The sequence below is a fragment of the endosymbiont of Bathymodiolus septemdierum str. Myojin knoll genome, assembly GCF_001547755.1.
Taxonomy (GTDB): domain Bacteria; phylum Pseudomonadota; class Gammaproteobacteria; order PS1; family Pseudothioglobaceae; genus Thiodubiliella.
Genome location: NZ_AP013042.1, coordinates 329382 through 351189, shown reverse-complemented (window position 1 = coordinate 351189; position 21808 = coordinate 329382). Strand labels below are relative to the sequence as shown.

25 protein-coding genes are annotated in these 21808 nt (G+C 38.7%); 3 read left to right on the top strand and 22 right to left on the bottom strand.

Annotation, left to right across the window (positions count from 1 at the left end):
- Nucleotides 1–3: 3 nt before the first annotated feature.
- From BSEPE_RS01865 to rdgB, 21 genes are all read right to left on the bottom strand, one after another.
- Nucleotides 4–303 (bottom strand): nucleotidyltransferase family protein, encoded by a 300-nt coding sequence (locus tag BSEPE_RS01865; protein WP_066043239.1) that lies wholly within the window; start codon nucleotides 301–303, stop codon nucleotides 4–6.
- Nucleotides 290–712 (bottom strand): HI0074 family nucleotidyltransferase substrate-binding subunit, encoded by a 423-nt coding sequence (locus BSEPE_RS01860; protein ID WP_066043237.1) that lies wholly within the window; start codon nucleotides 710–712, stop codon nucleotides 290–292. Before BSEPE_RS01860 ends, BSEPE_RS01865 begins: the two co-directional genes overlap by 14 nt.
- Nucleotides 713–717: 5 nt before the next feature.
- Nucleotides 718–1986, bottom strand: a complete 1269-nt coding sequence (gene nuoF / locus BSEPE_RS01855; RefSeq protein WP_066043235.1) for an NADH-quinone oxidoreductase subunit NuoF — start codon at nucleotides 1984–1986, stop codon at nucleotides 718–720.
- A complete protein-coding gene (locus tag BSEPE_RS01850; protein ID WP_066043233.1) occupies nucleotides 1983–2468 on the bottom strand; it encodes an NADH-quinone oxidoreductase subunit NuoE family protein in 486 nt (161 codons plus the stop codon). Before BSEPE_RS01850 ends, nuoF begins: the two co-directional genes overlap by 4 nt.
- Nucleotides 2465–3718, bottom strand: a complete 1254-nt coding sequence (locus BSEPE_RS01845; protein ID WP_066043231.1) for an NADH-quinone oxidoreductase subunit D — start codon at nucleotides 3716–3718, stop codon at nucleotides 2465–2467. The genes BSEPE_RS01850 and BSEPE_RS01845 overlap by 4 nt, the downstream gene beginning before the upstream one ends.
- A gap of 1 nt (nucleotide 3719) precedes the next feature.
- Nucleotides 3720–4337, bottom strand: coding sequence for an NADH-quinone oxidoreductase subunit C (locus BSEPE_RS01840; RefSeq protein WP_066043229.1), 618 nt, complete (start codon nucleotides 4335–4337; stop codon nucleotides 3720–3722).
- Nucleotides 4337–4816: a NuoB/complex I 20 kDa subunit family protein gene (locus tag BSEPE_RS01835; RefSeq protein ID WP_066043227.1), complete on the bottom strand. Its 480-nt coding sequence runs from the start codon at nucleotides 4814–4816 to the stop codon at nucleotides 4337–4339. Before BSEPE_RS01835 ends, BSEPE_RS01840 begins: the two co-directional genes overlap by 1 nt.
- A gap of 3 nt (nucleotides 4817–4819) precedes the next feature.
- On the bottom strand, nucleotides 4820–5176 hold the full coding sequence (ndhC, locus tag BSEPE_RS01830; protein WP_066043225.1) for an NADH-quinone oxidoreductase subunit A: 357 nt from the start codon (nucleotides 5174–5176) through the stop codon (nucleotides 4820–4822).
- Nucleotides 5177–5267: 91 nt separating this feature from the next.
- On the bottom strand, nucleotides 5268–6686 hold the full coding sequence (gene tldD, locus BSEPE_RS01825; RefSeq protein WP_066043223.1) for a metalloprotease TldD: 1419 nt from the start codon (nucleotides 6684–6686) through the stop codon (nucleotides 5268–5270).
- Nucleotides 6679–9123, bottom strand: a complete 2445-nt coding sequence (locus tag BSEPE_RS01820; RefSeq protein ID WP_066043220.1) for a YhdP family protein — start codon at nucleotides 9121–9123, stop codon at nucleotides 6679–6681. Before BSEPE_RS01820 ends, tldD begins: the two co-directional genes overlap by 8 nt.
- 15 nt (nucleotides 9124–9138) lie before the next feature.
- Nucleotides 9139–9618 (bottom strand): asparaginase domain-containing protein, encoded by a 480-nt coding sequence (locus BSEPE_RS01815; protein WP_066043218.1) that lies wholly within the window; start codon nucleotides 9616–9618, stop codon nucleotides 9139–9141.
- A gap of 9 nt (nucleotides 9619–9627) precedes the next feature.
- On the bottom strand, nucleotides 9628–10266 hold the full coding sequence (locus tag BSEPE_RS01810) for a YggS family pyridoxal phosphate-dependent enzyme (RefSeq protein WP_066043216.1): 639 nt from the start codon (nucleotides 10264–10266) through the stop codon (nucleotides 9628–9630).
- Nucleotides 10263–11120, bottom strand: a complete 858-nt coding sequence (locus tag BSEPE_RS01805) for a dihydroorotate dehydrogenase electron transfer subunit (RefSeq protein WP_066043214.1) — start codon at nucleotides 11118–11120, stop codon at nucleotides 10263–10265. The genes BSEPE_RS01810 and BSEPE_RS01805 overlap by 4 nt, the downstream gene beginning before the upstream one ends.
- Complete coding sequence (gene argB / locus BSEPE_RS01800; protein WP_066043212.1) at nucleotides 11113–11973, bottom strand: acetylglutamate kinase; 861 nt, start codon at nucleotides 11971–11973, stop codon at nucleotides 11113–11115. Before argB ends, BSEPE_RS01805 begins: the two co-directional genes overlap by 8 nt.
- A gap of 168 nt (nucleotides 11974–12141) precedes the next feature.
- Entirely contained in the window at nucleotides 12142–13599 is a 1458-nt protein-coding gene (locus BSEPE_RS01795) for a multicopper oxidase family protein (protein WP_066043210.1), read from the bottom strand.
- Nucleotides 13596–13997 carry a c-type cytochrome gene (locus BSEPE_RS01790; protein ID WP_066043208.1) on the bottom strand — a complete coding sequence of 134 codons (402 nt, stop codon included), beginning with the start codon at nucleotides 13995–13997 and terminating at the stop codon, nucleotides 13596–13598. The genes BSEPE_RS01795 and BSEPE_RS01790 overlap by 4 nt, the downstream gene beginning before the upstream one ends.
- Before the next feature lie 93 nt (nucleotides 13998–14090).
- Nucleotides 14091–14792, bottom strand: a complete 702-nt coding sequence (locus BSEPE_RS01785; protein ID WP_066043206.1) for a copper resistance protein B — start codon at nucleotides 14790–14792, stop codon at nucleotides 14091–14093.
- Nucleotides 14793–14806: 14 nt separating this feature from the next.
- Complete coding sequence (locus BSEPE_RS01780; RefSeq protein ID WP_066043204.1) at nucleotides 14807–16672, bottom strand: copper resistance system multicopper oxidase; 1866 nt, start codon at nucleotides 16670–16672, stop codon at nucleotides 14807–14809.
- A gap of 132 nt (nucleotides 16673–16804) precedes the next feature.
- Complete coding sequence (locus BSEPE_RS01775) at nucleotides 16805–17107, bottom strand: hypothetical protein (RefSeq protein WP_066043202.1); 303 nt, start codon at nucleotides 17105–17107, stop codon at nucleotides 16805–16807.
- Nucleotides 17108–17120: 13 nt separating this feature from the next.
- Nucleotides 17121–18230 (bottom strand): radical SAM family heme chaperone HemW, encoded by a 1110-nt coding sequence (gene hemW, locus BSEPE_RS01770; protein ID WP_066043200.1) that lies wholly within the window; start codon nucleotides 18228–18230, stop codon nucleotides 17121–17123.
- The gene (gene rdgB / locus BSEPE_RS01765; protein ID WP_066043198.1) at nucleotides 18227–18796 is read right to left on the bottom strand and encodes an RdgB/HAM1 family non-canonical purine NTP pyrophosphatase; all 570 of its coding nucleotides are present in this window, start codon (nucleotides 18794–18796) and stop codon (nucleotides 18227–18229) included. The genes hemW and rdgB overlap by 4 nt, the downstream gene beginning before the upstream one ends.
- 41 nt (nucleotides 18797–18837) lie before the next feature.
- On the opposite strand from rdgB, the gene rpiA reads away from it, so the two are divergent.
- A complete protein-coding gene (gene rpiA / locus BSEPE_RS01760) occupies nucleotides 18838–19497 on the top strand; it encodes a ribose-5-phosphate isomerase RpiA (protein WP_066043196.1) in 660 nt (219 codons plus the stop codon).
- Nucleotides 19498–19506: 9 nt separating this feature from the next.
- Here the strand turns inward: rpiA and BSEPE_RS01755 are convergent, their stop codons facing one another.
- The gene (locus tag BSEPE_RS01755) at nucleotides 19507–20841 is read right to left on the bottom strand and encodes a M48 family metalloprotease (protein ID WP_066043194.1); all 1335 of its coding nucleotides are present in this window, start codon (nucleotides 20839–20841) and stop codon (nucleotides 19507–19509) included.
- Between the two features lie 110 nt (nucleotides 20842–20951).
- Between BSEPE_RS01755 and BSEPE_RS01750 the strand changes: the two genes are divergently transcribed.
- Nucleotides 20952–21176: a sulfurtransferase TusA family protein gene (locus tag BSEPE_RS01750; protein WP_066043192.1), complete on the top strand. Its 225-nt coding sequence runs from the start codon at nucleotides 20952–20954 to the stop codon at nucleotides 21174–21176.
- Between the two features lie 26 nt (nucleotides 21177–21202).
- Nucleotides 21203–21718 (top strand): DsrE/DsrF/DrsH-like family protein, encoded by a 516-nt coding sequence (locus BSEPE_RS01745; RefSeq protein ID WP_066043167.1) that lies wholly within the window; start codon nucleotides 21203–21205, stop codon nucleotides 21716–21718.
- Nucleotides 21719–21808: the final 90 nt, after the last annotated feature.

Here is a 21808-nt window from a genome sequence, read left to right as displayed (position 1 = left end):
GTGTTATTTTAAAACCTCGTATTGTTGCTTAATATTATCCTTAAAACTTTCGGGAATTCTATTCCAATCCATCACATCCACCAAAAAAGGGATATTAGACTCCCTTAAACTCTCTTTAAAATCAACAAACTCTTTAAAGTCAAGGGGCTTGTCATCTTTGGTTTTTATCACCAAATCTAAATCACTACCAGAATGCGCTCTATTGTTAACTCTAGAGCCAAATGCCCAAAGTTCAACATTGTTCTTTATATCATTATCCAATATATCTAGTATTGTTTGTTTATCGTTATTATTTAGTAGCATTTAATTTCTCAATATTTTTAACCAAATTCTGACTATCAATTATAAACTCAGGCACTAGACTTATGGTTTTCTGCGCTAACTTTTCGCCATAATTATGTGCGGTCTGATTTCTGCTATCTCTATACGCAAGCCATCTTTTGGTTTCATCTTCATTCAACAGTCCAAATTTATGCCCGTATCTAAAAATATCTTTAAAAAACAATCTGTCTAATGCTAAGTTATCTGAAAAATATGGCTGTATGGCTTTTTTTAATAACTTTCCAGATTGCTCTAAGATAAGTTCAAATTCTTTAATACTGGCACTGCGATATACATCATGCAAAACCTCGTCTTTATTTTGCTGTGTTAACAACTCATAAGCTTTAATAAGACTGGCAATACACCTGTTCAAGTAATCTGAATTTATCATTTTCTCTACCCTTTCACCATACTCTTACCGTGCTCAATATAGTATTCAAACTCTTCACGGAAATTACGCAAAAAACTTTCTACTGGCATCGCTGCTGCATCACCAAGCGCACAGATGGTATTGCCCATAATTTTATCACTCACGCCTAGTAACAAATCAATATCGTCTGCCTTGCCATTGCCGTCCATAATACGCTTTAAAACGCGATACAGCCAACCCGTACCTTCGCGACATGGTGTACATTGACCGCATGATTCGTCATAATAAAAGTGCGCCAATCGTGTTAAAACTTCAACCATACAAGTTGAATCGTCCATAATAATAACCGAACCTGCGCCTAACATTGAACCTGCTTTTTCAATGCCATCGTAATCCATCGTCATTTTCATGGCTATTTCTGCGGTTAATACTGGTGTTGATGAGCCACCTGGAATCACGGCTTTTAATTTTGCACCGTCACGCATTCCACCTGCTAATTCCAACAATTCTTTGAATGGCATACCCATTGGCACTTCAAAATTTGATGGCTTAGCCACATGACCAGTGACTGAAAATAATTTACAACCACCAGAATTTTCAACGCCAATATCGGCAAACCATTGTCCGCCATTTGCCAAGATATCAGGCACAGAGGCAAAACTTTCAGTGTTATTAATCGTCGTTGGCTTGCCAAATAATCCAACATTTGCTGGAAATGGTGGCTTAAAACGAGGCTGACCTTTTTTGCCTTCAATAGATTCTAACAATGCCGTTTCTTCACCGCAAATATAAGCACCTGCGCCAAGATGTGTGTACAAGTCAAAACTAATGTCACTTTTTTGAATATTTTTGCCCAATAAGTCTGCTTTGTAAGCTTCTTTAAGTGCGCCTTCAAAGCGTTTGAACGGCTCCATAAATTCGCCGCGGATATAGTTATAACCAACCGTCGCACCCATTACAAAACCACCAATTGCCATTCCTTCAATCACAGAATGCGGATTGTACCTTAAAATATCTCTGTCTTTACAAGTGCCTGGCTCGCCCTCATCTGAATTGCAAACTACATATTTTTGCCCCTGTGCATTGCGAGGCATAAAACTCCACTTTAACCCTGTTGGGAAACCTGCGCCACCACGACCGCGCAAGCCTGATATTTTTAATTCATCAATAATTTCTTCGGCAGTGATTTCGCCTTTGAGAATTTTTCGCCAAATTTTATAGCCACCACTTCTCTCATACACTTCCAGTGAGTAACAGTTTTTCTGCTCTAAATTCTTAAAACAAACTTCATTCATTCGGCACCTGCCTTTAAGTCAGCCAAAATTTTATCAATCTTTTTCTCAGTAAGATTTTCATAATATTGGTCGCCAATTTGAAACATCGGCGCACCAACGCAGGCACCCAAACACTCCACTTTTTTCACATTAAACAAACCATTTTTTGTTACCTCACCCGTTTTAACATTGAGTTTTTCTTCCAAATAAGAAATTAAATCATCCGCACCGTTCAGCATGCACGAAATATTGTGACAAATGCGAATGGTGTGTTTGCCGACGGGTTTATGATTATAGTTTTCATAAAAAGTTGCCACTTCTGCCGCTGCAATACCTGGTATATCCAAATAATCTGCCACAGCTTGAATGGCATCTGCGTTTAAATAATTATCATTCTCTGCTTGCACAATCTTCAGCGCTTCCATTACCGCGGAACCTTGATTGCCAGTTGGATATTTTGCTACCCAGGCGTCAATTTGTTTTTTTGCCTTATTCGAAATCATCTATCTATTTCTCCAAATACAATATCTTGCGTACCAATTATTGTCACAACATCTGAAAGCATATGCCCTTTTGCCATCTCGTCCATTGATGCTAAATGTGCAAAACCCGGTGCTCTAATTTTAATACGGTATGGTTTATTGGCGCCATCTGAAACCAAATACACGCCAAATTCTCCCTTAGGATGCTCAACTGCTGAATAAACCTCGCCTTCCGGTAAACAATAGCCCTCGGTAAAGAGTTTAAAGTGATGAATAAGTGATTCCATATCGTCTTTCATCGCCACGCGATTTGGCGGTGATACTTTTTTATCATCACTCATTACTGAACCCGGATTGTCGCGCAACCAAGTGACACATTGCTTAATAATATTATTAGATTGTGTCATTTCCTCCATACGCACGAGGTAACGGTCATAACTGTCTCCAGTAACGCCGACTGGAATGTCAAAATCCAACTGATCGTAAACCGCATAAGGTTGATTTTTTCTCAAATCCCAAGCCACACCAGAACCCCGCAACATTGGGCCTGTAAAACCCAGTTGTTTGGCACGGTTTGCTGAAACAATGCCGATATTTACCAAACGCTGTTTCCAAATACGATTGTCTGTTAACAAGTCATTATATTGTTTAATACTTGTCGGAAATTCTTTGGCAAAATTATCAATAAAATCCAATAAAGAACCTTGACGGTCTTTGTTCATTGCTTTTAATTCTTTCGGGGTGCGGAAACCATTCTTTAAATATTGTGGCATCTTCTCAGGTAAGTCACGATAAACCCCACCTGGACGATAATAAGTCGCATGCATACGAGAGCCTGAAACGGCTTCATAGCAATCGATTAATTTTTCTCGTTCACGGAATGCGTACAAGAAAATACTCATTGCACCAACATCAAGACCGTGTGTACCGAGCCACATTAAATGGTTCAAAATACGGGTAATTTCGTCAAACATCACTCGGATGTACTTTGCTCGCTCAGGCACTTCAAGTTTTAACATTGTTTCAATCGCCAATACATAAGCGTGCTCGTTACACATCATTGAAACATAATCTAATCTGTCCATATAACCGATAGATTGATTGTATGGCTTAGATTCTGCGAGCTTTTCAGTACCACGATGCAACAAACCAATATGCGGGTCAGCGCGTTCAATGACTTCACCGTCAATCTCTAAAATCAAACGCAACACGCCGTGTGCTGCGGGATGTTGTGGGCCAAAATTAAGTGTATAGTTGCGAATTTCAGCCATGCTATTTCCTAATTACTCGTGGTACATTGACATTGGGCTCTATGCTAACTGGCTCATAAACAACGCGCCCTAATTCTTCGTCATAACGCATTTCAACTTCACCAATCATTGGGAAATCTTTGCGTAACGGATGACCGACAAAGCCATAGTCGGTCAAAATACGGCGTAAATCTTTGTGGTTTTCAAACAAGATGCCAAACAAATCAAAGGCTTCTCGTTCGTACCAATCTGCTACTGCCCAAATACCTGTAACTGATTTAATCATCGGTTGCGCCTCTTCAACAAAAGCCTTAACACGAAGGCGATAATTTTTACCAACTGAAAGCAAATGATAAACCACAGCAAAGCGTTCTTTATCAATGTTCGTATCTTTTGTCTGTGTATCGCGCCCTCTGGAAAAACCTGAACTACTCGCATCGCTTTGCCATTCAGAATGCCCATAGGTCAAATAATCAACGCCACACAAATCAACCAAGGTGTCAAACAAAAAAACATCTCTAAGTTTCAAGCATGACCGAACAATATCCGCGCTATCAACCGTCAAAGTTAATTCGCCAAAATCCTCGACAATGCTATTTACGCCGAATTCTTCAATTAATTGTGTCTTTAAAGCTTCCATTATGTTCTCGCAATTGTATTAGTGCGATGAATTTTTTCTTGTAACTGCAAAATACCATAAAGTAACGCCTCCGCAGTCGGTGGACAGCCTGGCACATATACATCAACCGGCACAATGCGGTCACAGCCACGCACTACGGCATAAGAATAATGATAATAACCACCGCCATTTGCACAAGAGCCCATTGAGATGACCCAGCGAGGCTCTGGCATTTGGTCGTAAACTTTTCTCAATGCAGGTGCCATCTTATTCGTCAGCGTCCCTGCCACAATCATCAAATCTGATTGTCGTGGTGTCGGTCTAAAGACAATGCCAAAACGGTCAAGGTCATAACGCGAAGAGCCTGCCTCCATCATCTCCACTGCACAACAGGCTAAGCCGAAAGTCATCGGCCATAGTGACCCTGTTCTCGCCCAATTGATAACTTTATCAAGCGAGGTGGTGACAAAACCTTCTTTCATTAATCCTTCAATTGCCATCGCTTATTCCCACTCTAAGGCGCCTTTCTTCCATTCGAAAATGAAACCAACGACCAATAAAAATAAAAATATACTGATAGCAATAAAGCCAAACCAGCCAAGTTGAGACTGCACTACAGCCCATGGAAAGATAAATGCCACTTCTAAATCAAACAAAATAAACAAAATTGCAACCAAATAATAACGCACATTAAAATACATTCGCGAGTCATCAAATACAGGAAAGCCGCATTCGAATTGGGAATTTTTTTCTTCGTCAGGTTTGCTCGGTCCCAATAGGTAACCAATTAGCATTGGGCCAATGCCAAACGCAATCCCTAAAAATATGAACACCATAATTGGCAAATAATTTTCCAGCATAAGAATTCTTATTTAAATATTAAGCGTCATTATATCTAAAATAAATTTATTAAATGCCAAAATCTAAAAAAATAAAACCACCTGCTTTTCTTTAAACTTCGGTGCCACCCACGATCAACTGGTCAATTTTTAAACTCGGTTGTCCAACACCCACAGGCACTGACTGCCCATCTTTACCACAAACACCAACACCGCTGTCTAACTTCATATCATTTGCCACCATTGAAATCTTTTTTAACACTTCGTCGCCAGAACCAATTAAAGTTGCCCCTTTAACCGGTATGGTGATTTTTCCATTCTTAATCAAATAGGCTTCGTTGGCCGAAAATACAAACTTGCCAGAAGTGATATCTACTTGCCCACCGTCAAAATTAACCGCATATAAACCGTTTTCAACCGAGGCAATCATATCATCCAATCTATCTTCTCCATTCAGCATATAAGTATTGGTCATTCTTGGCATTGGAATGTGTGCATACGACTCGCGCCTAGCATTGCCCGTGGATTCGACGCCCATCAGACCTGCATTTAACTTATCAAAAAGATATCCTTTTAAAATCCCATTTTCAATCAAAGTAGTGTTTTGTGTCGGTGTACCTTCGTCGTCAATAGTCAATGAGCCACGGCGATTAACCAAGGTGCCATTGTCAACAATGGTACATTTTTTACTAGCAACCTGTTCACCGATTTTGTCTGTGAAAACCGAAGTGCCACGGCGATTAAAATCCCCCTCCAAGCCATGCCCAATAGCCTCGTGCAATAAAACACCTGTCCAACCGGGTCCAAGAATAACAGGCATGCTACCCGCAGGCGTGTCCTTTGCCTTGAGCGCAACCAAAGCTTGTCGCACCGCTTCTTTAGCATAAATTTCAGTCAAATTATGATCAATAAAATAACGATAATCATAACGCCCACCACCACCACTAGAGGCATTTTCAACACGACCTTCATGCTCAACAATTACGCTGACACTGACACGCACCATTGGGCGGCAATCCTTTTGATAAACACCATCACTAGAAGCAATTAGCACTTCTGTATAAGCCCCCGATAACGAGGCACTAACTTGCTTAACTTTCGGCTCTTTTCTGGCAATAGCATCAATCTGCTTCAATAATGCCACTTTTTCTTGCGAAGTTAGACTGTTTAAGGGGCTAATGCCATTATATTTTGCAGGATGTGGCACGGTTTGAAAGGGTTGAATCTTTTGCGTTTGCTTTTGCCCTGAAATACCTTTAGCAAAATCAATTGCTTGATTAATTGCTTTAATATTCAAATCATCAGAATAAGAAAAACCCGTCTGTCCACCCTTGACTGCACGCGAACCCATGCCATGCTGAATATGATAAGTGCCTGACTTAACGATTCCTTCTTCTAAAAACCACGATTCAGACAACGAATGTTGAAAATATAAATCGGCATAATTTACCCCTTTCACATATAAGTCTGAAAGTAGATTGTCGATCTTTTCTTGACTTAATTGATGTTCGTTTAATAATTCTTCAATCATAATCTTTGATAATTGGCTTTTCCCATGGACCTGTGATTTTATATTTAAATGACACTATACCATCAATCATTTTTCCCTTAAATAATTGATTGTCAATCAACCAAACGCCCAAACCAATCAACCCACCTCCAGCAAGATAGGTTGCCACTGGAATAGCATCACCCACTGCTGGTATCACTTTTGCCACTAAATCATATTCCTGTTTAACAATGTCCCCTGTCCCTGTCAATGTAATCTGACTCGATAAAGATTCAAGCTTAAAATTTTCAATACTAGCTATTGCATTGCCTAAATATATTTGTGTCTCAATATTTTCGTAAGCAAAGCCTTTATTAGTCGCATCAGAGATATCTAACTTAAGACGCTTGGCAATAGACCCAATGTTAATCAATGATAAAACACGCCCAATGTTTGGATCTTGATCCATAAATACACCTTTCTTAACATTTAGGTCTAAATAACCCGTAATATTTTTATAATTCATCTTCCATGGCGCACATTCACAGGCAAGACGCACATCGAAATTAAACGCCCCACCCGTCACTTTCTCTTTGATTTTTAAATTTTTCAAAAATTCTGCCAAATTCTCTCCTTTCGTTTTGGCAAAAATTCGTGTCCGGCCATCAATCCAAACACCTTGAAAATTAAGCGCCTTACGGTCAAACTCAATCCCTTCAAACTGTAAATTTTTAATAATCAATGACTTATCTGTGGCGATTAATTTAACTTTGAAATCTGGCAATGCTCTTTTATTAACAAATATCCTTTGGGTGCTTAAATTCATACTGGGTAAATCTTTTGGACTGATGTCCCAATCTCCTCTAATCGCATCTAAAGTGGTGATTTTTACATCTGACACTCGTACCGTTGGCAGTTCGCCTTCATTCAAAAAAACAGCAATATTACCCTTAACCAATTTAGACTCAATTTTAATACGCCAAGATTGGTCTAATTGCTTGGCGATATAGGACTTAAAACCACTGGAGGTGTTAACCAACTCCACCTCAAAACTATTCTCATTATCCTTGTTCTTATGATTGGGATTGATACGAATATTAAAGGGTAAGCCGCGAATATTACCCGTACCTGCTGTTGTAATTTCATTATCATGAAATCTTAGCTTAGAATTGTAATCCTTAACCACAACTGAACCACCCAAGAGAGTTAAACGATTATCCTTCATAAGCAAATCAATATCTAAAATTGACTTTCTTTCATCTAATGGGACGAACAACTGAATTTTGCCATCAATCTTGCCATATAATTCAAACTGATGCAAAATTTTATTTTCTTCTTTAGTAAGTGGTGCACGCTTTAAAAAATCAATCAATTGCTCACTTTGAGTGTGGATATTTGTATTGATTTTAAGTGCTAATTTTTTCTTACCTAAATCTGCTATTTGCGCTTTAACATCATTAAATACCATCCCGTTAAATTGCATATTATCTACTTTTAACATCATTTTTTTATCTTTAATGCTAAGGCTGGCATTTAGTTTTTTTAATGTCTCCCAATTAGGATGGAATAATAATTCTACATCTTTTAATCTTGTATTAACTTGCACATCAATATCGCTTAATTTAGATAAGTTTTTTCTAAGGCGTAGTTGAATATTTTGCAAAGTGCCTGCAACAAATCCTTGCTTTATCCAAGTATAAATATCGTCGTCCACTATCATAGATAAATATGCAGCAAGACTGCTAGCTCGCACCTTATCTAAATCACTTTTAAATTCAAACCAAATATCACCTTTTTTATTAAAAAATTTAGCCTCAGATTGTATCGATAATTCATCATTACTTATTAAAATTGGCACAGTTAATGATGCATCATCACTTAAAATATTTACTAAATCAATATCTATATTTACCTTGGGATGTTGCGTATTTGATGTATTAAAACCAAGGTCTTGCCCTATAATTTTAAGCTTATTATGCGTTAATAATATCGGCGCAATGTCAAGTTTTTTCTCATCTTTAATTACTGTTTTATCAATGCTAATTGATTTGAGAAAATCTAATTTTTTCTCATTTTTAAATACCTCTATTCCCTCTACTATTGCAGTGTAGTGTTGTGTTTTATTTAAGCTGGAATCCGCATATAATGTCAAAGCATCAATTGCAAGCTTGCTTGAAATATATCCATCTTTTAATAACGAACTAAAATCCATATTCAAAACTAAATTAGTAATATTTACAATAGGCGTTTGTTTTTTAACAGCATCTATATTATCTATATGCAAGATAAGATTAGCCTGATTAAAATCAAAATAAGGTTTGGATATTGTAATATTGCTATCACTAAATTTAGATAATTGCTGTTCAATTGGCGTCTTAATCAACGCTGGAAATAACATTAAAATTGCCACCAATAAAAACACAAGCGATATGAGGGCAGCTATCGTTTGAATAGCTATTTTGGAAAATTTAACCAACATAGTATTGTAGTTTTCTCATTCAAAAACACCTATTATTTTATTTTTTATAACTTTGTCAAACTCAAAAATACGCCCATTCATTGCTATATAAACACCTTTGCTTAATGTTTGCACACTGCTTAATGCAAAACCCAAATTAAACAAAGCATCAGAATGATTAACAGAATACGGAATCATTGCCCCAAATAAGATCACTGTTTTATTTTTGACCTTGCGCCCTAATAACTGCGCTGTTTCCACCATCGTATCGGTGCCATGAGTGATAACAATTTTATTCTCATTAGCTTCAAGACATTTGGACAAAATCAACTGCCTGTCCTCTTTTGTTATTGCTAAAGAATCCTTCAAAAACAACACTTCAGAAATACTATCCGTCATTGAGCGAGCACGATTTAACATATCAACAATATGTGTGTTTTTAAAAACTAACTCGCCCGTCAAGTCATTATAGACTTTGTCAATCGTTCCACCGGTAATAAGTATTTTAATTTTCATACTATAATTTTAAACTCTTTTGCCAAAAATATCCGTGCCAATACGCACAAAGGTTGCGCCATTTTTAATGGCAGACTCCAAATCATGACTCATACCCATTGATAAATCCTCTAAATTAGGATATTTTGCAAGGATATCTTTCATTTTGGCAAAACTTTGGATGGCATTAGAAGGATTGGGTATGCACATAAAGCCCTTTAAAGTTAAATTGTTTAAAGTTTTAAATTGGGTGATAATATGATCAATTTCATCAACCAATACGCCCGATTTTGTCGGTTCATTATCAATATTTACTTGTAATAAAATCTTAAGTTTAGGTAAATTCTTAGGGCGCTGATCATTCAAGCGTTTGGCGATTTTAATTCTATCAACGCTATGCACCCAATCAAAATTTTGAGCAATCATTTTTGTTTTATTAGATTGGATTGGACCAATAAAATGCCAAATCAAACCTCGCCCTTTCAAGGCTTCAATTTTATTCAAAGCTTCTTGTAAATAATTTTCACCAAAATGGCGCTGCCCTGCGTCAATAGTTTGTTGTAAATCACAGACAGGTTTGGTTTTGCTAACGGCAATTAAGGTGACTTGCTGATGATCATCAACAGTTTTTATGCGTGCTTTAACGCGTTGTAAATTATCGGCAATCAAAAGACTGAACGCGAATCAAAAATCGGTCCGTCAACGCAAATGCGTTTCATTACTGAGCCATTATCCGTCTGCACTTCCACCACGCAACCTGCACAACCACCAACAGCACATGCCATATATTCTTCCAGCGACACCTGACAAGGTAAATCATATTCCTGCGCCAATTTTGCTACCGCCTCCAACATTGGATGTGGACCACAAGCATATATTTCTACCTGCGTTAACGCCTCTGGCGACAATGTGTCTAAATAAATGCGTGCCAAATCTGTTACGAAACCTTTAAATACACCTTTATAGTCTTGCAAACTGGCAAGGCGACAGGCAATGCCCCATTCTTCTAACAGTGGCATTGTGTGGCTTGCTTTTGGACAAGGATTGCCTATTTTCCTCAGTTCTGGCGTAAAGGGAAACGGCACTTCAGAGCCTAAAATCACAAACGGGTCATACTCAGAATGTTGCATTTGTTGGGCAATAGAAATCATTGGCGGCATCCCCACACCGCCGCCAATCAACAATGGTAATTTTTTATCTGTCATTTTAAATCCATTACCAATCGGCCCAATAATCGACAAAACATCGCCAATCTTGCGCTCTGACAATTGCCGTGTACCCTCGCCCACAACCTTATACAGCAAATCAAACGACCCGTTCTCAACATCCACCGACATCACCGAAATTGGACGACGCATTGATAGCGAACTTGATACTGTAATATGCACAAACTGCCCTGGCTTGGTATCGCGGGCAATCGTATCTGATGCCAAAGTCAAAATATATTGCTCGCCCTCAAATTTGTAATGTGCCAAAATCTGACAATCACAAACTTTGATTGTTTCTCTGTGTAATTTACGCATTGCTGGTAATTAGTGTGCCGACACCATCATCGGTAAAAACTTCCAAAAGAACCGCATGAGAAACACGCCCATCAATAATATGTGATGCTTTAACACCGTACTTCACCGCAGACAAAGCACAAGCAATCTTTGGCAGCATTCCACCATAAATTGTACCATCTGCAATCAAATTATCCACCATATCTGCATCCAATCCCGTCAATAATTGCCCCTCAGAATCCAACAGCCCCTGCGTATTTGTCAACAATATCAACTTCTCGGCATTCATCTCCTGGGCAATCGCACCTGCTACCAAATCTGCGTTAATATTATAAGAAGCCCCATCTACGCCTACGCCAATCGGTGCAATCACAGGAATGACGCTCATTTCTAACGCCTCAATCGTCGCTGTATCAACACCACTCACTGCACCTACAAAGCCCAAATCTGTACCATCATCAAAATCCAATTTAGTCGCAGAAATCACCCCGCTATCCTTTCCTACTAAGCCTTTTGCCTGTCCGCCGTGTTGATGAATCAAGTCCACAATTTCCTTATTCACCACCTTGCCCAACACCCGTTCAACTGTACTTATTGCTTGCGCATTTGTCACTCGCATCCCGTGAATAAACTCAAATTCCTGGTTGAGTTCTTCCAGCGCTCTGCCAATCTGTGGCCCGCCCCCATGCACCACAATCGGGTTCATACCCACTGATTTCATCAACACAATATCGCGTGCAAAACTGGATTTTAATTCCTCGTCAATCATCGCGTTTCCGCCATATTTAATAACAATCGTCTTGCCTTTAAATTTTTGAATATAAGGCAACGCCTCAATCAAAATATGGGCAATATTGTAAGTTTTTTCAGACATCGTGTAAAAAGATAGTTTATTAGTCAATCATTTTACCACTAAAAAATAACACTATTAACGACAGCCAACACATCTTGTAAAACTCGTGACTTAGCTACTACGATGTAAAAAGGGATATCTTCATCAAAATTAGTAATGAGACAAACGATTGCCGTAGATCTTAGAAGATTAAACCACGGTAAATTGCCCCATCATACCTCTGTCTTCATGCTCTAAAATATGGCAGTGATACATATACGGGGTTTTTGCATCGCTAAACTTAGGAAACTTCATTATTACACTCACTCGCTCTTGAGGGTGCACCAGCACCACATCTTTAAAGCCCAGTTCATGCCCTTTAACGCCGCCTTTGCGAGCAATTACTTTGAATTGAACATTGTGAATATGCAAAGGGTGCGCCATCATTGAAGTATTTTCTAAATGCCAGATTTCTGTGCTACCTGCCTTAACCACTTCATCAATTCGATTGATATCCATGGTTTTGCCATTAATACTAAAAGTATCTCCGCCAAACATCATGCTTGGTCCCATTTTCATTTGTAAAATCAGTTTTCTTTGCTTGCTTACTGCTGATTGCTCGGGATTATTGTGCTGGACTAAGTGAGTAGGAATACTGAGATTACTTTTTGCCGCTTGACGAGCGTCAATTTGGAAAATATCCATGTCTTTGTCGCTATTACCCATCATACCCATACCACCCATACCCGAAGACACTTGCACAGCAGTATGTTGTAGAATCGGATGTCCGCCATCACTCACATCCACCAAAATTTCTACTCGTTCAGCAGATGCCAGGCGCACCGTATTAACTTTGATTGACTTTTCCAATAAGCCTCCGTCACTACCAATAATGGTAAATGGACGATTGTCATCAAAATTTAAGTGATAGGTTCTGGCGTTTGAACCATTCAACAGTCGCAATCGCAACAAAGATTTTTTGGCTTTTAAAATGGGATTAACCACACCATTGACCAGTATTGTGTTACCTTTCATGCCCCGCATACTGTCCATCATTGACCCTAGATAAGAAAACGAACCATCACGCTTGAAATCTCTATCTTGGATAATCACTGGCAAGTCATCCACACCATATTCAGAAGGTAGGTTCAATTTTTTAGAGGTATCATCATTAACAATAAATAGCCCCGCTAAACCATGATAAACCTGCTCAGCAGTTTTATGCAATTGGTGTGAATGATACCAAAGCGTTGCCGCTGGTTGAACGATGTCAAACTGGGTTTTCCAAATTTTCCCTGGTAAAATTGGCTGGTGCGGTCCGCCATCAGCCTTAGCAGGTAGCTTTACACCATGCCAATGCAAAGTCGTGGTTTTGTTAATATTATTTTTTGCCTTGATATGCACTGTATCGCCTTTATTGGCTTGCAGTGTTACCCCTAAAAACCCTTGATTTATACCTAAGGTTGGGGTCAATTTATTGGCAATAATATTAGTTTTTCCAGCTTGAATGCTTAAATCAAAATAAACATCCTTACCCACTCTTTTACCCACCTCTAAATTTGGCACTTGGAAACGATTTGTAAATAACCGCGCACTTGCCAACACCAGCTGTTTTGGTAAAGTTGCTAAAATCACACCCGCTTGAATAAACTGTCTTCTATTAATCATTTGAACCTCGCATCGTATTTTTGTTGAATGTCTTTTGGCCATAGACTATGTAGATAATCTAGTATTGCTTGTTTTTCATCTTCACTCAGTTTGCCTTTAAAGCCAGGCATCCATCCGCCCAATTTTGCACCGCCGTTATTAATGGTGCTAAGTAATAATTTTGGTGAGTGGTGCCAAGCGTGCGCCGAACCGTTTAATGGAGGTGCTGGATATTTACCATTTGGTAAAACTTGCTTCCAATTTTTGGTCAAACCAACAGCTGCCTTGCCGTGACAAGAGGCGCAATTTTTATCAAAAACTACTTTCCCCAATGCAACATTTTTTGCTTCTGCATCGCCACTGTCAAAACAACCGGCTAAGAACAATACACTTGACACTATTGCTATTTTCTTTTTCATTATTTTCTCCTTTCTTTGTTAATCCTTCCGTTAAATACCGCATACTTGCACATGCAGTATTTAACGGCTGGATTAATTTTCTATGTTACCAAATTAAAACCAAAAACGCACACCAACGACCAGCTGCGTATCTTCAGTTTTTTCACCTTCATTGAGAGAGAAATTAGCCGTATTGCCATATTTCTTTTCCCAATTAATGCCAATATAAGGGGCAAATTCACGCCTAACCTCATAACGCAATCTTAGCCCTGCCTCAATGCTAGACAAGCCCTTTCCTGTGCCTGTCAACTCATCGTCTTTAGCGAAGGCATTGATTTCTATTTCTGGCGAAAGAATCAGTTTTTGACTAAACATATATTCATACTCAGCATCTAAACGCACTGCACTACGCCCAGATTCTCCAATAAATAATGAGGCATCAACTTCGAACAAATAGGGTGCTAAGCCTTTAGCGGCAATTACCCCCCAATTGCGACTTGGTTTGGGTTGGAAATCTTTCTTTACACCAAACTGCACATCCCAAAAAGGAGCAAGCGCTTTTGAATAAAGCAGTTGCAATTCTGCACTTTCAGTTTTTCCATCAACGCGTTCACCCTCAGTTTTAATCCAAAGTTTGTTCAAATCTTGCCCCACCCAAGCGTCAATATTCCAAGCCCTAGGGTTGGCACCTTCTGTGCTTCGCAACTCTACTTCACCCATCACTTTAGTTAAAACAGGGTCGTCCTCCATACTGGCAAATGCCACTGACGATAAAGAAATAGCACAACTTACTAATGTTATTTTTAATAATTTCATAATTTTCTCCTATATTAAGCTACAATCACCTGGCGGAACATACCTGCCATGTGATAAAGTAAATGACAGTGGTACGCCCAAGAACCCTTAGCATCAACGATAACTCGATAACTGATTTTTGCACCAGGTTGAACAATGACTGTGTGTTTGCGCGGAATGTACATATTATCTCCAGTCTCTAAATCACTCCATAAACCGTGCAAGTGCATAGGATGATTCATCATTGTATCATTCACCAATGTAATGCGTATCACCTCGCCTAACTTAAAGTGTAACGGCTCGGCTTTAGAAAACTTAACGCCATTGATTGACCACATATAACGCATCATATTGCTGGTTAAATGCAATTGAGCTTCACGGTCTGGGTCTGGGTAATTATGAGTCATATGTAAATTGCGTAAATCTGCATAAGTTAAGACTTTTCTGCCATTATTACGCAGTCCAACACCTGGATCATCGAGACGATATTGTGGACTGGCAGAACGCATATCTACATGTGGACCAAACTCGGTATCCGCATGGGTTATCATTGAATCCATGGTTGACATTTTTTTACCACCTGACATATCCATTTTAGAATGGTCCATGACTGCCATTGGCTTATCCATTGCCATCGCACCATGATTCATCTTAGAATGGTCTACCATTGGCTTTTCCGTCATTGCCATAGTGTTGTGCCCCATTTTTGAATGATCCACACCTGCACTAGGCTTAGTACTCATACCCATTGACCCATGATCCATACCTGTCATATTTGACATATCCATGCCCATATCGGCATGCGTTAAATTTGGTATGCTGTCAAGTTTAGGCACTTCAGCCGTCATTGATACATCAGGGGTTAGCGTACCTCTGGCATAACCACTCCTGGCAATATCTTGTGCAAAAATTGTATAAGCACTGTCTTCTTTTGGTTTAACAATCACATCATAAGTTTCTGATATGCCAATACGAAATTCATCCACACTCACAGGTTGAATATTGTTACCATCTGCTGCCACTACCGTCATTTTTAACCCAGGAATACGCACATCAAAAAATGTCATCGCTGAGCCATTGATAAACCTTAATCTAACTTTATCGCCTTTTTCAAATAGACCCACCCAACCCTTGTCGGGAGTGACACCATTAGTGAGATAAGTGTAAGTATAGCCAGTAACATCAGATAAATCACGCTGGCTCATACGCATTTGGTTCCACATCTTTCGATTATTCCAAGTGTTTGCTAAGCCTTTTTTATCAATGTCGTTGACTAAATCTGTATGCGTTCTTTCGCCAAAATTATAATAATGCGAAAGTTTTTTAAGTTTGGCATACACATCATTTGGGTCTTCATCGGTCCAATCAGAGAGCATCACTACATAGTCTTTGTCATAAGCCACTGGATCTTTGTCAATTGGGTCGATCACAATTGGACCATATAAACCCGTTTGCTCCTGATAACCAGAGTGTGAGTGATACCAATAAGTGCCACTTTGTTTAGCTTTAAAACGATAAGTAAAGGTTTGCCCCGGTTCAATGCCGTGAAAATCATTGCTGATATCAGGCACGCCGTCCATCTCCGATGGAAGAATCAAACCATGCCAATGAATGGAGGTTGACTCTTTAAGGTTATTTTTAACATGTAGCGTAATCATCTCCCCTTCTTTAAACCTTAATAAAGGTGCGGGTAGTGAGTTGTTTACTGTGGTTGCCTGACGCATTGTGCCAGTAAAATTGACACTTTGCTCGCCAATACTAAGGTTAAAAGTATTACCTGTAAGTGTTGTTATATTGTTGCGCATCCCCGCAAATAAAATACTTGGGTTAATCGCTAATGCTGCAGCCCCCATTGTTACACCAGTAACAAATTGTCTGCGTGATAATGTTTTGTTATTCATTTTAATTCTCCTTAATCAATAACTGCTTGAATTGAATTGCAATTCTTAATAAAAACTTAAGTTGATTTACGATTGACGATAGAAAAACTGCCTTACACAGGCACAGATAAAAGCGTCAATACGCTAGAAAATTTAAACGATTGGAGGAGGGAGAAGCATCTTCGAGGAAAAAGATGTGTAAAAATTATCAACATTAACAACCACTAAAAGTGGTTGGGAGATATAAGATTCTAAAGGGGTAATTTGTGCATCAGTAACTAAATGTTGTGCGCAACTAATATCACAACACCCTGATAAATGTTGTTCAGCAGACATATCCATTGACTGCTCATTCATCAGGCAATGCTGGATATTGTTGTGTGCAATAATATTGTCAGCATTAGCATTTGCCAATGACATAAATGCAAGTAAAATTAATGACAATAAAATTTTCATAAAAATTATTTTATCATAAAAAAATAGCTTGCAAGTCGTTTAGAAAATTAAAGCCTTTTTCACTAGGTTGAATGCGTTTGTCGCTCAATATAAGCAAACCCAATGCCTGTGCTTTGCTTAATTGTGGCTGAATAGTTTGTATTGATTGCCCTGTTCTTTGCGTGAATAAAGCGGGGTTAAATCCTGCTTTGAGTCGTAGCGCATTAAGCATAAATTCAAAACTTATTTGTTTGACTTCGGTGATTGTATTTTGATTATTTTTAATAAAATCCTTGGGGGCGTTTGATTGTAGTGTGCGGATAATTTTATCATTAAGGGTTATTTTTCCATGTGAACCAGCACCAATACCCAAATAATCGCCAAACTGCCAATAGTTTAAATTGTGCTTGGCAGGTCGCTTGGAAAACGCTGAAATCTCATACTGTGGAAAGCCTGATTTTTCTAGTAATTGCTGTCCTTGCTCTTGCATTTCCCAGTTAGTTTCTTGCGAAAGGATTGGTGGGTATTTAGCAAAGAAGGTATTAGGCTCAATGGTGAGTTGGTAGAAGGAAATATGGGCTGGGTTTAGAGCAATGGCTTGCGCAACATCAAAGATACATTCAGCAACAGTTTGCCCTTCAAAGCCAAACATTAAGTCAATATTAAGGTTGTCAAATCCAACGGCTTGTGCCTGCTCAATGGTATCGATGGCTTGTTGGCTGGAATGTATTCTGCCTAAATTTTTTAGATGATTATCGTTAAAAGATTGCACACCGATAGAGAGACGATTAACCCCCAATTGCCGTAATGCGTTGAATTTTTCGCCATCACTTGCCCCTGGATTTGCTTCCAAAGTGATTTCAATGTCTTTGGCAAAAGTCAAAATTTCTTTAAGCCCTGAAAATAACAAGGTCATTGCTTCAATGGAGCATAAACTGGGCGTGCCGCCGCCAAAGAAAATGCTTTGTATTTCTCGCCCTTGCACTAAATCTGTTTGCAGTTGATTTTTTAAATCTGCCAAGACGGCTTGCATATAAAAGACATCGTTATTTTCTTTCTGTTGGTGCGAATTGAAATCGCAATAGGGACATTTTTTGACACACCAAGGGTAATGGATGTAGAGCGAGAGTGGTGGTAGAGTCATAGTTTTTTAAGTAAATCTTGCATTGCTAAGGCGCGATGTGAAAGCGTATTTTTTACCGATGCATTAAGCTCTGCTGAGGATTTTTTTAGTTCTGGCACATAAAAAACTGCATCGTAGCCAAAGCCATTCTCGCCTTGTCGTTGCTCTAAAATTTCACCATGCCATTCACCTAGGGCAATAATAGGCGTAGGATCAGTGGCGTATTTGACGAAAACAATCGCACAATAAAAATAAGCATTTCTGTTTTTAACGCCTTGCAAATTTTGCAAAAGTTTATCGATATTTTGTTCATCATTGCCACCACTATACCTGGCAGAATAAATACCTGGCTCTCCTTTTAACGCCTCAACATTTAATCCAGAATCATCGGCAATAGCAGGTAAACCCGATTGCTCGGAAGCATTACGGGCTTTAATAATTGCATTTTCTACAAAAGTCAACCCCGTTTCTGCCACCTCTTCAACGCCCATATCTTGCATAGAAACAATGGTGTAACTCCCTTCCAGCATTGCGTTAAATTCTTTAATTTTTCCCGGATTGTTGCTGGCTAAAATTATTTTTTGCATAATGTATAATGATTGTTAATTATTTATTTTAAGAGGAAACTATGACACAAGATGAAATGAAACAAGCAGTTGCTATTGAAGCATTAAACTATGTCGTTGAAGATACTATTATAGGGGTTGGCACAGGTTCTACGGCAAATTTTTTCATTGATGCATTGGCAACCATGAAAGATAAGATAAAAGGAACGGTAGCAAGTTCTGAAGCGACAGCCGAACGCTTAAAATCACACGGGATTGCGGTTTTTGACTTAAATAATGTGTCTGAAATGTCAGTTTATATTGATGGTGCAGACGAATCTGATGACGGCTTAAATCTCATTAAAGGTGGTGGTGGTGCATTGACACGCGAGAAAATCGTCGCTGCAGTGGCAGATAAATTTGTCTGTATCGCTGATGAATCTAAGTTGGTAGAGGTGATGGGCGTATTTCCATTGCCAGTAGAAGTAATACCAATGAGTGCGAATTATGTCAGTCGTGAAATTACCAAAAGAATTGGTGGCACAGTGAAATTGAGAGACTTTACGACTGATAATGGCAACTTAATTTTAGATGTGAGTGATTTAAAAATTACCGATCCAAAGGCGCTGGAAACAGAATTAAACAGTATTATTGGTGTCGTGACAAATGGTTTATTTGCCAACAGCCCTGCGGATGTGTTGTTACTTGGCACGCCAAATGGGGTTCGCGTGGTAACGGCTTAAGGAACGCCCTTAATCTTTATATAGGTCTATCACCTCCTGCAAACCTTTAATCTTGACATTAACCACATCGTACAAATCTTGAGAACCAACCAGCGTTTTTGCACGCTCATAATGTCCAATTGCCTTATTAAATCTGCCTTGCACGACTAAGGCTTTGGCGCTTTGAATATGTGAGCGCCCTTCATCGCCCTGTCTAATATAAAGTAAAGCCAAAAGTTTGTAAGACTCATAATTACCTTGATTAGTCCGCAAGAAAGGTTTTAAAATTGCAATGCCTGAACGATATTGCTGATTATCCAAATAAGCTTTAGCTGCATAATAAATACTGACCTCATTGTTTTCTTCTGTTATATTTTTAGCAAAATATTGTTGTGCCAATTTGACATTGCCCATTTTAGAGGCGATACGCCCTGCCAAAATATTGCTGGGTTTGTCGGTATTAATGGTTAATAGTTCATCAACATAGCGTTTGGCATTTTGATAATCTTGCTTTTTAAATGCCTGATAAGCTTGCATATAATGTGTAATGGCAGGAGATTTTTCAAATTTAATCTCTTGCTTATCTTGATAGTACAATTTAGCCTTGATTGTTTTATATTCAAAAGAATCTACTCGCCCACCCCTATCGGAGCGTGCTGTGCGTTGCAGGCTATCGGCAATACGATTAACGCTTAATGGGTGAGATTGTAAAAATTCTTGGGCGTTGGCATTGTCTTTTAACTTTGTAAAAAAATTCGCCATTCCCTTTGGGTCAAAGGTAGAACGCTCCAACATCGCAGTACCAATTCTATCCGCCTCCCATTCGTGTTTACGGGTGAAATTAATATTTTGTTGCAATGTGCCTGCAACGGTAGAAGTGAGAATAGCTTCTGACACCTTACCATTACCAACCAACGCAGCTGCCAAAACACCTGCCAACAATAAATAGTTTTGTTTGCCCGATTTCTCAGCATGACGCACAAGGTGATTCTGAGTAACATGCGATATTTCATGAGAAAGTACGCCTGCCAATTCAGACTCAGTATCCGAACTCAATAGCATCCCTGTATGCACACCAATATAGCCATACGGCCCTGCAAAAGCGTTAATACTATTATCCCTTAAAAAGAAAAAATCAAAATGTTTGTTAGGATTTTCACTGTAAGCCACCAATTCACGGCCTATTTTTTTTAAGTAAATGCTGGCTTCAATGTCAGAAACAACTGCACCCGTATTCCAAATTAATTGTAAAAATGCCCTACCTTGTTTTTTTTCCGCCAAAGTTTCCGTGAGTTGTAAATTGGGAACGCTTAATGCAAAAGCAAAAAATGGAATTAATAGTAGTGTGAATAAAAACTTCTTCATACTATAGTATTATATTTGACTATTCAACCTCACATAAGATAAAATACTCAAACTTATTAGATATTTCTAATATGTATTATTTTATTTAACCAACCTACAAGGAGTCCCACATGGCTGACGAAACTTTAGACGCATCAGGCTTAAACTGCCCATTACCAATTTTAAAAACCAAGAAAGCATTATCAAAGATGGATACTGGAAAAATCTTGGATGTGATTTCAACCGATGCAGGTTCAGTAAAAGACATTGAAGCTTTTTGCAACCAAACAGGTAACAAACTTATTTCAACAGTAGAAGACGGCGGTAAATATGTCTTCACTATTGAAAAGATTTAAAACGCCGATTTAAACGGAGATTTATTATGTCAGATAACAACAAGATGACGATTATTGCCACCAAAGGTACTTTTGACTGGGCATTTCCGCCCTTCATTATCGCTTCTACTGGTGTTGCAATGGACAAAGAAGTAACGATTTTCTTTACTTTCTACGGGCTTAATCTTTTACTTAAAGATGTTTCTAAACTTAAAGTAACACCTTTGGGCAATCCAGCGATGCCGATGAAAATGCCTTTTGGTCCAAAGTGGTTACAAAAAATTGATTTCGGCCCTAAAATCCCTAACATTTTTTGGAGCATTCCTTTTGTTGACAACTTGGTAACTTTCTTAATGAAAAAAACCATGGCTAAACATGGTGTTGCTAAGTTAGAAGACCTTCGTGCCATGTGTCAAGAGTTTGATGTTAAATTCATCGCTTGTGAAATGACCGTTGAATTATTTGGTTACAGCAAAGATGATTTTATCGATGGCGTTGAATTTGCTGGCGCCGCTTCGTATTTTGATGAAGCTGCTAGTGGTAATCATCATTTATATATGTAACTTCTACACCTTAAATGAATAAAAAACCGCCGAAAGGCGGTTTTTTATTACTTACATGGAAAAATTTACGCAGACCTCGTCCGTGTAAAT